Origin of the sequence: Paenochrobactrum sp. BZR 201-1, from assembly GCF_044987585.2 — a bacterium.
Lineage (GTDB): Bacteria > Pseudomonadota > Alphaproteobacteria > Rhizobiales > Rhizobiaceae > Paenochrobactrum > Paenochrobactrum pullorum.
This window is the reverse complement of the sequence record NZ_JBJDRZ020000030.1, coordinates 1-10,227: the sequence shown is the minus strand read 5'-3', so window position 1 is coordinate 10,227 and position 10,227 is coordinate 1. Positions and strand designations below refer to the sequence as shown.

Here is a 10,227-nt window from a genome sequence, read left to right as displayed (position 1 = left end):
GTATCGGTGTTTATTTCCTGATTAAACGCATGCAGGAACAATCTGCATGAGGCTCACACTTCAACACATCACCGGCGTGATTATAGGAGGGGCAGTTTCAGGCCTCTTTTTTTATGTGCTTGGGGTTCATGACGGCAAACAACAGGCGGCTCTTAAAACTGCCGCGGCAATTAATCAGGCAATCCAGAACAGGGCAGGTATCAATGAAACAATCAACAATATGGATGCTGTGCGTCTCTGTGTTGAGCTTGGCGGGTTGCGCGGCCAGTGCGAACAATTGCGCGGGCTGGCAGAAGATCAGCCTTAAGCCTGAAACGGCTGTTTATGTAGCGCAGTACGATACGCAAGCTGGCAAATCAATTGCCGGTCACAATGCATATGGAAATAAAGCGGGGTGTTGGTGATGGACGATCCAACTGCAAATCCAGCTCACCGATTTAACGAGCTGCCAAAAGAGACACAAGATTTCCTATCCCAATTGCGGGAGGATGATATTGAAACACTCAAAGACGGATTACGCCTCGTCATAGCGATGCGCACAGTTGGCACATTTATGAAGTGGCTGATCGTCGGTATTCTTGGAATGGTCGTAGGCGTAGTGATGTTCGGGGAGGCGGTATTGAAGATTGTGACGTGGTTCAGGCATTAGCGCCAGCTGAGGCTAATGTTTCTTTTATTAGTAAGAAAATAGGCAGAAAGGAGTGTGTTTTCATTTTACACGGTAAGAGGTAAGCCATTGATTGTATTGGGGCTAAAAAACAATGCCGTGTAAAATGAAAACACATAACATATTGATAAATAATAATAATTTAAAATTACTTCGTGACTGGGGGTCAAGGGGTCGTGGGTTCGAATCCCGCCGCTCCGACCATGAAATCAATAACTTAGCTTATACTGTCCGTCAGCTTGGTTTACAGCTTTCGTTTTGGTTAGTGTAAACCCGCAACATCATATGGCAGTAAACGGGAATATCCGAAATTATATGAAATTACGCGGGATAGTCTCAATTAAAACGATAGCTGGGGAAAAAATAAATTATACTGAATTTAAAAATTGAAAACGTGCGAAGGAAAGTTAGGGGAAACTTAGTCCCAAATCTTCGAAACATTATCGCTGATTTGGCCTAAATATATTTTTTATGGTCTGTTTTAATTGCAGACCTTCTTAATTAACAAACTTAAATTCGATTTTCCTTAATAAGTCAGTTTCTATTTCATGCTTTAACGTGCAAATACTAGACTTTGTCAGGTGAATGTGATTGCTTGACCTTGCACACGATTATGCTTTTAAACTGTTAGTATTTATATTCTGGAGAGCCTGAGATGGATGATCGGACATTACAGATCGACAAACCGGGCAATCATCGGGCGCAGGCACGTTACATTTTTCTTGCAGCACTAACTGGTATTTTTACAGGAATAGCTGGATCTTATTTCCATCTCATCATTAATGAAATGATGAGATGGCCACAAAAATTAAGTGAATACTTTAATGGTATATCCCTTATCGTAATTTCCTCACTTATAGTGATGATCTGTACTGTTTTATCGGCTTATATTGTACGCCGTTTTGCACCGGAAGCAAGCGGCAGTGGCGTTCAGGAAATTGAAGGCGCTATCGAGGGATTGAGAGACGTTCGTTGGAAGCGCATTTTACCAGTAAAATTCCTCGTAGGTATTAGTGCTATTTCATCCGGATTAGTCTTGGGACGTGAAGGTCCAACTATTCACATTGGCGCTTCGTTTGGAGCCGCGATTACAAGTTTTTTCAAAGTCAGTGATGCTGAAAGACGTGGTATTTTAGCCGCTGGCGCGGCAGCAGGTCTTGCATGTGCGTTTAATGCTCCGTTAGCGGGAATTTTGTTTATCATCGAGGAAACGCGAAAACAATTTCCGTATACTTTCCGTACTTATATGGGCGTGATAGCGTCGGCTTTGCTTGCGACGATATTTACTCAAATCATCGGCGGTACAGCTCCGGACATGTCGATGCCTGATGTGAAGGTCGAACTTCTGTATTTACCGGCTTTTGTCGTGCTGGGATGTTTGTTTGGCTTTGTGGGCGTGGCTTTAAATGCCGGCATTATGTGGGCAGTTAATTTTGCAAGTCGTATACAGAAAATTGTACCCTATCTCTATCCGGCACTCATTGGTTTGTCCGTAGGTGCACTTTTCATCATATTACCACAATCAGTTACTGGTGGTGAAAATGTCATCCTGCAATTAACGCATCAAAAAACTGGGTTGGCTCTTTTGCTCTTGTTGGCCGTTACACGTTATTTTACCACGGTCGGCAGTTATTCAAGTGGTGTGCCAGGTGGTATTTTTGCTCCAATGCTTACTCTTGCCACCTGCATAGGGCTTTCATTTTCCGGTATTTTAGACATTCTTTTTCCGGAAACCACTATTGCAGCAGTGGCATTTGTGATCGCAGCTATGGGAGCGCTTTTTACTGCATCCGTACGCGCACCAGTTGTGGGTATTGTTCTCACACTTGAACTGACTGGGGCTTATGATATGGCGGTACCGCTTATAATTGCCTGTCTCATGGCAAATTTAACAGCAGAATGGATTGGTGGAAAACCGATTTACGAGCAGCTGCTTGACAGAACTTTGCTTCAGGCTGGCATTAAGCCTAAAAAACAACCCCATGAATCTCACAGCGGAATTGCCTAACAGGTAATCATATCGTCCGTATGCGAGAATTTGAGAATAAAAAATGAATGCAGTATATCGTTGAACTGCGGATGGTTATCCTTACCACAAAACAAAGTACTATATTTAGCGACCATTGTTTATGACAAATTTCTTACTCTTATCGGTAAAATCACCTAAAAGATTGACCTGATAGCTAAATACAAGTCGCTCACCTTTTCCGCGCTTCACAAAGTCATCTTGCATGACAATTTTCTGGACACGGTTAATTTCAGCCCATTTTTCGCGGCAAGTAGAGTTCGGTGTTGCCCTTTGAGTGAAAAATGAACCATCACTCAGCGGTATGCGAGGCGTAGAAAGCTTTGCATCCTTTTCAACTTCTGTCATGGTACAGGCTGATATTGCTAGCTATAAAAATCAAATTCGTGCTGCGAAGAAATATGATTTCTCACTTAAAACGGAAGATGAGATAATCTATGATTAATTATAACGTTGAAGTCAAATAATATGAATCTGATCATCATGTTATTTAGTGGCGCTTTTGCATATAAAATTTAATCAGATTAAATTACGAGAAAAAGGCCGGAAATAGATTTTCCGGCTTTTTTATTTAAAGCGCTGCGTGTGCGCCGAGACTTGCAAATTCATAATAAAAATCGCGAACGCCTGAGGCTAAAAATTGAACAGCAATACAAGTGAGCAGGAAACCCATGATTTTTGATATGGCCTGAGTTCCGTGTTTGCCAAGTAATTTTTCGATCCATTTGGAAGCGGATAAGGTGATATAAGCGATAGTTGCTACAATTCCGATACCGATCAGAATATGAACATGCCCCATAATCATTTGCCCTGCCGGAATTTGTGAACCAAATCCCATAACAACCGCAATGGAACCGGGGCCTGCAAGGCTTGGCATGGCTAAAGGCGAAAATGAATAATCCATATCTGCTTTTTTGATATCTGATGCACTGGATTCCACTTCAGATGAAGGATCGCTGCCAGAAAACACCATCCGCAAAGCTAAAATCAAAATGATGATACCGCCCGCAACACGAATCCCTGGCATGGAAATGCCGAAGAGTGTGATGATCCCTTTACCCAAAAGAAGAAAAGTGGCCAGAATACAAAACGCATAAATACAAGCTTTTGCCGCTTGTTTACGTTTTTTCTCAGCGGTCATGCGGTTTGTCAGCGCCATAAAGAGTGGAATTGTTGTCAGCGGATTCATGATTGGGAGAAGCCCGATTACAACAAGCGCTGTGTATTTAAAGAAATCAGCAGCATACGACATTAAGCAATCCTTTTTTACTTAAGCCTATGAGTTATTACTAACCAAAAGGCAAATGATCACTTGATCCATTCCAACCACTTCGCATCAAGTGCAAATGCACCTGGTGCCAACATGGCAAACGCCCAAATGGCAGCAGAAGAAAAATTAGCAAGCTGAAATAAAATTTGCGGTAAATTCATAATACCTGCCATTAAAGGCACGATTGCTCTTAATGGGCCCCAAAAACGACCAATGAAGACACTCCAGGTTCCCCAACGTTTAAAAAAAAGTTCACCATTGCGAGCCATATCAGGATATTTTGAAAGCGGCCAGATATTGAGAATTTGTGTTTTATAGCGTCTTCCTAGCCAGTAAGAAACCCAGTCACCCAGAAACGCACCCAGGGCTGCAGAAATCCAAATTGTAAAGAAATCGAGATTAGCTACGCCTATCAGTGCCCCCATGCCAATCAAAATAGTGGTTGCAGGCGCTAATAAGGACAGAAAAGCGAGAGATTCACAAAATGACAATATAAAGGCAATGAATGGAGCCAAGTGGCTATATTGCTGAACAATGTTCAAAGTCGATTGAATGAAATCATTCAGCATGGGTATAACCGGTTCATTAAATATACCTGCTATGGTGGTTATTCTGATTTATCACGGGCTCATAGCATAAATTATATCAAAAGGGCTATTTATTGTCTCATCGGCTGGCTCAGCGATAGTGCATCTTCCTCTCAAATCAATCATCAGTATCAATCATATTTCGTGTTTGTTTTAACTCTTATGAATTTTAAAAATAAAAAAACCGCCTGAAATTCAGGCGGCTTTTCAATGCGCTTAGAGGAGATCAGAACTTGTAATTCAAGCCAACGCGCACAGTATGGAACTTCACTTTTGCGTCCAGTTTAGTGGTGACGCCATCATCGATATAGTTCATCAGTTTTGTTTTACCGAAGTCTGTGTAAAGATATTCCGATTTCAATGTCCAATTATTGGCCAATGCATATTCAGCGCCAGCGCCAACAGTCCAGCCGGATTTTGTCTTGGATTTTGATACGCCTTCGCCCTCAAAATCAACGTATGATTTAACTTTACCATAAGCATAACCACCGGTTGTGTAGACCATCAAGCGTTCAGTTGGTACATACCCCAGACGTGCGCGCACTGTGCCAAACCAGTTGACCTTGGTGCCTGCTTTTAAGGTGAGGTTATTATCAGTTAATTTAACTTCACCTTTAAGGTTGGAGCCTTGGAAGTCTGCTTCAACACCGGCAACCACATTGTTGTTAAACTGCCAGTTATAACCGGCCTGTACACCGCCAGCAAAGCCGCTTGATGTGACATCAAGAGATCCGGAATCATTATCTTCTTCCTCAAAAACAGTATCATAACCTTTAGAGGAATAAGGGTGCTTGAATTTGCCTCCGGCATAGCCAGCGTTCAACCCAATATATCCACCTGTCCATGAGAAAGTATCCACCGCTACAGGCGCCGGCTCATTGTAGACAATTGCATCAGCTGCAAAAACTGGTGTTGCCAAAATTGCAGTCGCTGCTGCAAGGGTAAAAATTTTCATGTCCATCCCACTTTATGAGGTGGTGTTTAAGATTTATCATAAATAATCTTAAACACTCATCATTTCAGATCTATGTTTCGGTCATTACGGAGATTTTGATCAGTTTCTACTTGTCATCTTGTGCAAGCTAAAAGGCTGATTGCCATAATCCGTAATTTCTGCGTGAGATGTAATTTAGTTGATTAATTGAAACAATTCCCCTGAACATGGGGGGTACTGAAAAGTGATCAATAAAACTTAATAGATACCGAGGCGTTTCAATATCATATCCTCTGTTGAGGTTGGCATCATAGTTTTTATTAATGAAGGCAATTGGTAATGCTGTAATGTGCTTTTGAAACAATCAAAGAGTGATTGTTTTGGATACCAGCCTAATTCATTGCCAATCTTTTCAGATGAGGCCAAGCACGGATAATCACGGAAAGGAAACCATGAGCGGGCATCTGCGCCCGAAGCAGCCGTGCCAACCGCAATTTGCTTATCATTAAACCCTGCGACTTGCGCAAGGAGTGTGGCGAGTTGCGAAAATGTCAATATTGTTGGGTCAGCAATATTAAATGTATCATGTTTAAAATAGTCAGCCTCAGCCACATGCAGAATTGCATTGGCAACATCCTCTACATGAATAAACTGAACTTTTGAAAGACCGTTGCCAGGAAGCAAAACAGGCTTATTGGCAGCTTGTCGTGCCCAAAACCAAGTTTCCCTGTCACTACTGTTTTGGGGGCCAAAAATATAAGGAGGGCGCAGTATTATACATTTATCGTAAGCATGAGAAGCCAAACGATAGACTTCTTCCATACCACTTTTTTCTTTTCCGTATACACCCCAGACACTGGCACCACCGGTAGGTTCGCTCTCCGTGGGTGGTTGTGTGGCATCATCTGCATAGACTGAAGCGCTTGAGATAACGATTATATTACGTGACGTTTCTTGAAGCCCTTGCGTTAAATAATGCGCTTGTAGTGGTGTGTAGCAGTTCGTATCGATAACGACATCAAAGTGTCGTCCCATTAATGCGGTTTTGAGTGCATTAATGTCATTGCGATCTGCAATCAGCTGCTCAACACCAGCGAGCACTATATTGCCGCGATTAAGAAGGGTTACCTTTTTGTGGGCTGACAAGAACGAATTAACCACCTGTCTGCCAACGAAACCTGAGCCTCCGATTACAAGAACGGAATCATTTTTCATTTAAACACACTCCCAAATATCAAAGATATGATGATATGTTTGGAAGGGATGCCCAAACCCATCCAGTAAGTTTTTTAAGATTTTTTTAAATATAGTGCGTAAAAAGACAATCGTCAGGTTGTAACCGTATGAAAGTGAACTCTAAATCTTTTTGATGTTTTTTAAGTATGGCGGAGGGGGTGGGATTCGAACCCACGGTACGGTCTCCCGCACGCCGGTTTTCAAGACCGGTGCCTTAAACCACTCGGCCACCCCTCCGGCAAACACTTTATATTTGAACCTAGTGAACAAATATCAGCTTATTTGAGGCAAATAAGCAGTGTTGAATGTCGCCTTTATATGCAAAACATTAGAAACGTCAACTGCTTATTCGACTGAAAGAAAAATATTTTGAATGAAGCTGTTAATAAAAGTTTCAAGGTGCATCACAGCTTTCCGGAACACTCTTTTCCAGATCAAGCGGCGAGGGGGTGAGGCTGCCGGTCATGATTTCCAATGGCTTGAATGGTGGCTCTTCCTGCATCGCAGGATTTGTCATACGTAAGGTATAACAGCCGGTAAAAACAGATTTTTTGCCAGCGCTATCCTCCGCCTCAATAGCAATCGGCAAACTCCAGTAAATTTGTCCGGCACCAGGATCAGGCTCTGTATCTCTTGTTTTAATAATAACAGATTTTGTATTTTCATAGCCTTTGGTAAAATCATCAAAATGCGGGTCGCGGCCTTCCTCAGAGTAATAACTATAAGCGCGGGCATATTCTTTACGGTTAATCGCATTGTAATAAGATTCGATCAACGTAACCGGATTACTTCGATTATCCAGATAATCGGGGAATTTCTCAGGTGTTTTTTCATCCTCGGTAAATGTTTCAGTCTGTTCCACGGCTTCAGATGTTTTACTCTTTTCTTGTTCATTGGCAAAAGCTTGCCAAGGAGATAGTCCGGCCAAGAAAGCAGCCATCATCAACCCGCATAATAGATTGCCATCATATTTTTGGTGCATGAAATAACTCTTGCTCATCATTAATCTGGCCTCAAATAATTGATCCCTTGCGATCATCACTGTAGGATACTAAATATAGTGAAATCATGGCAAATGGAGAGATGGTTGATGCAAGTCACGATTCTTGATGTGTTTGCTGATAGTTTCAGTACTTTTGTACAAATTGAAAGTGATCAAAATGGGTCGTTTTGCAGTCATGACCTTGACCGATGCTGCTGCTGGTCGTGTGAACGAAATAGTTGAAGCGCGTGAAAATGCGCATGGTATCCGTATCGGCGTTAAAAAAGGCGGCTGTGCCGGGATGGAGTACACTATTGATTTGGTTGCCGAGCCGCAGCAAACTGATGATCTGGTTGAGCATAATGGTGCACGTGTTTATATCGCACCACAAGCAGTTATGTTTTTGCTTGGTACGCAGATGGATTTTGAAGTGACTGCTTTGCGCACAGGTTTTGTTTTCAATAATCCCAACCAGACATCAGCCTGTGGTTGTGGTGAATCTATCGAATTGGCACCCGTTTCGGAAGAAAAATTACGTGAACTTCAAAGCTCTATGTGAAGATATTATAATAATATATTGAATTTATTATTGAATACGCTGCCGTTTTATATAAAACGGCAGCGTAATTTTTATTTGAGAGCAGGGAGCTTTCCTGCATCCCGCCGCACCAGATAGAGCGATGCGCCAACGATAAGCACTGCGCCAAACCAGAAATTATTATCCGGTACTGCAGCAAAGACAATCCAGCCAAGAATAACATTGATCGGCAGCTTGAGATCATCAAATGGTTGCAAAAACACTGCATCAGCCTCGGAATAAGCTGCGATCTGGCAATATTGTGCAATGGCGGTGAGGGTGCCGATCAAAATTAGAATGAACCAAACTTCGGTAGTCGGGGCTGCCATTTCCGGTATACCAACACTTGAAGCAATCCAGAGTGCACCATTGATTGGCGAGAGCAGTACAAGCATATAGATTGAAATGCTGACCGAACGTTCAAAGCGGGTCAGATATTTGGTCATCACGGAATAGCCAGCCCATAAAGCTGCGGCTAGAACTGGCAGCATGGCATAGGCTGTATAGGTGTCTGACCATGGTGCAAGAATGATAATGGCACCGGTAAAGCCGACAATAGTTGTGATGAGGCGTGCTGGTGTTACCACTTCTTTCAAGAAGAAACGGGCAAACATAATTACAAAAAAAGGCGACGTCATGGATAATGCAATAACTTGCCAGATCGGCACATGGGTGAGGGCGTAGATCCATACTTGCACACCTGCCGCTGCCAGCGCTACACGCAAAATGTGCAACATAAGATGATTGGTACGCAGAGCGCGCAAACCACTTTGTATTAAAAATGGTAAAGTCAGAACTAAAGCGATCATATATTGCCAGAAAGCAATGATTACGGATGGAATGCCGGTTTTGGTGCCAGCCCATTGGGTAGCTACATTAACGCCGGCATAGGCCACACAGGCGGCCAGCATCAAACTGGCTCCCAGAAAAGATGATCTGGTGGTTTTAACAGAGGTAATTGGGCTCAACGTTGTTTTCCTGTCTCGTTAGCCTGTCACCTCAGGGTACGGGTCGAAAAACAACAATTGCCAACGGTTTCACAACCGTTTGCTCATGCAGCATTCACACCACGCTCTCTCTCATCCGGACTATAACCGTCGGCTTCGGAATTACACCGAATCTGCTGACCCTGACCAAACAAGTCAGGCGCTCGCGGGCTTCAAACATTGATATCCGTTACCGCCGGTGGGGAGTTTCACCCCGCCCTGAGAACTGGAATTCATTAATCTCAACGCCAGCTAACATAATCTGAAATCTGGCTGCTTATAAAATAAGATATGTGATGCGCGAAATCAATCACTACGTGATCCAGAATTGTCTGGTTGTGTTTCTTGTGCAGACACAAATTCATTGATCAGCGTATCAAAATCTTCAAAAGGCGGAAAACCTTCATAGCTATGCGTGGCAGGTGTTTGCACCCAAAACAGCTTTTCTTTGGTCATTGTCTCTATGAATGGCACAAACCATGTATGATCATCAAAGATGGACGGGCGCACATTGACAAATGCATCCACACCTTCGATGCGGGTAAAAATCCATGTCATGCAATGATCGCAGAAATAATGATGCTGTTGCGGGCCATGCAGACCACCGATGACAGGATATCCCTGAGTGACTTTAAAGCCAGACGAGGGTATCATTGCGGTTAAGGAGAATGCGCTACTGCTCATGGATTGGCAGCCTGTACAATGACAAGCTGCTGTCATTATAGGTGCTTCGCTCACATCAATCTTGATTTGACCGCAACGACATTGCCCGCTCAAAGGTAGTCGAGGCATTTTCATCAGGAATGTCCTTTAAACAATGATGATCAGCTTAAGAGTTTACTGGTATTTCGCACTTCAAACTAGAACCCACCCTGTTATAAATATTGTTTTAGCAAGTTAAAGTTGCGACGTTCCCAGCAAAATAGAAATGCGACAGGCGCTGACGACAGCCCCCATTCCGA

At 42.9% G+C, this 10,227-nt stretch carries 12 protein-coding genes, 1 tRNA gene and 1 riboswitch; of the genes, 4 read left to right on the top strand and 9 right to left on the bottom strand.

The genetic code is table 11. The features are described 5' to 3' along the window. Window positions 1-46 precede the first annotated feature (46 nt). The 3 genes from ACI0FR_RS14980 to clcA all read left to right on the top strand — a co-directional run bounded on the left by ACI0FR_RS14980 (window position 47) and on the right by clcA (window position 2,675). Window positions 47-307 (top strand): hypothetical protein, encoded by a 261-nt coding sequence (locus ACI0FR_RS14980; RefSeq protein WP_461667966.1) that lies wholly within the window; start codon window positions 47-49, stop codon window positions 305-307. Window positions 308-403: 96 nt separating this feature from the next. Next, window positions 404-649 carry a hypothetical protein gene (locus ACI0FR_RS14975; RefSeq protein ID WP_461667965.1) on the top strand — a complete coding sequence of 82 codons (246 nt, stop codon included), beginning with the start codon at window positions 404-406 and terminating at the stop codon, window positions 647-649. 673 nt (window positions 650-1,322) lie between these two features. Continuing rightward, window positions 1,323-2,675 carry a H(+)/Cl(-) exchange transporter ClcA gene (gene clcA, locus ACI0FR_RS14970; protein ID WP_461667964.1) on the top strand — a complete coding sequence of 451 codons (1,353 nt, stop codon included), beginning with the start codon at window positions 1,323-1,325 and terminating at the stop codon, window positions 2,673-2,675. Between the two features lie 105 nt (window positions 2,676-2,780). Here clcA and ACI0FR_RS14965 read toward each other — a convergent pair whose 3' ends face one another. The 7 genes from ACI0FR_RS14965 to ACI0FR_RS14935 form a co-directional block, all read right to left on the bottom strand. Then, window positions 2,781-3,041 (bottom strand): hypothetical protein, encoded by a 261-nt coding sequence (locus tag ACI0FR_RS14965; RefSeq protein ID WP_374834011.1) that lies wholly within the window; start codon window positions 3,039-3,041, stop codon window positions 2,781-2,783. Window positions 3,042-3,264: 223 nt separating this feature from the next. After that, on the bottom strand, window positions 3,265-3,945 hold the full coding sequence (locus ACI0FR_RS14960; protein WP_374834009.1) for a MarC family NAAT transporter: 681 nt from the start codon (window positions 3,943-3,945) through the stop codon (window positions 3,265-3,267). 56 nt (window positions 3,946-4,001) lie between these two features. Beyond that, window positions 4,002-4,532 (bottom strand): DedA family protein, encoded by a 531-nt coding sequence (locus ACI0FR_RS14955; protein ID WP_374834007.1) that lies wholly within the window; start codon window positions 4,530-4,532, stop codon window positions 4,002-4,004. A gap of 244 nt (window positions 4,533-4,776) precedes the next feature. Then, a complete protein-coding gene (locus ACI0FR_RS14950; RefSeq protein ID WP_374834005.1) occupies window positions 4,777-5,505 on the bottom strand; it encodes an outer membrane protein in 729 nt (242 codons plus the stop codon). A 237-nt stretch (window positions 5,506-5,742) separates the two neighbouring features. Beyond that, the gene (locus ACI0FR_RS14945; protein WP_461667963.1) at window positions 5,743-6,699 is read right to left on the bottom strand and encodes an NAD-dependent epimerase/dehydratase family protein; all 957 of its coding nucleotides are present in this window, start codon (window positions 6,697-6,699) and stop codon (window positions 5,743-5,745) included. Window positions 6,700-6,867: 168 nt separating this feature from the next. Continuing rightward, window positions 6,868-6,957, bottom strand: a tRNA-Ser gene (locus tag ACI0FR_RS14940). 157 nt (window positions 6,958-7,114) lie between these two features. Beyond that, entirely contained in the window at window positions 7,115-7,702 is a 588-nt protein-coding gene (locus tag ACI0FR_RS14935; RefSeq protein ID WP_461667962.1) for a hypothetical protein, read from the bottom strand. A gap of 178 nt (window positions 7,703-7,880) precedes the next feature. Between ACI0FR_RS14935 and sufA the strand changes: the two genes are divergently transcribed. Beyond that, window positions 7,881-8,261 (top strand): Fe-S cluster assembly scaffold SufA, encoded by a 381-nt coding sequence (gene sufA, locus ACI0FR_RS14930; RefSeq protein WP_374834655.1) that lies wholly within the window; start codon window positions 7,881-7,883, stop codon window positions 8,259-8,261. A 71-nt stretch (window positions 8,262-8,332) separates the two neighbouring features. On the opposite strand, the gene ACI0FR_RS14925 is transcribed toward sufA, so the two are convergent. Together ACI0FR_RS14925 and ACI0FR_RS14920 are read right to left on the bottom strand one after the other, a co-directional pair. Then, on the bottom strand, window positions 8,333-9,247 hold the full coding sequence (locus tag ACI0FR_RS14925) for a DMT family transporter (RefSeq protein WP_374834657.1): 915 nt from the start codon (window positions 9,245-9,247) through the stop codon (window positions 8,333-8,335). A 99-nt stretch (window positions 9,248-9,346) separates the two neighbouring features. Continuing rightward, window positions 9,347-9,496, bottom strand: a riboswitch (FMN riboswitch). Between the two features lie 75 nt (window positions 9,497-9,571). Next, window positions 9,572-10,057 carry a GFA family protein gene (locus ACI0FR_RS14920; protein ID WP_461667967.1) on the bottom strand — a complete coding sequence of 162 codons (486 nt, stop codon included), beginning with the start codon at window positions 10,055-10,057 and terminating at the stop codon, window positions 9,572-9,574. Between the last annotated feature and the right edge of the window lie 170 nt (window positions 10,058-10,227).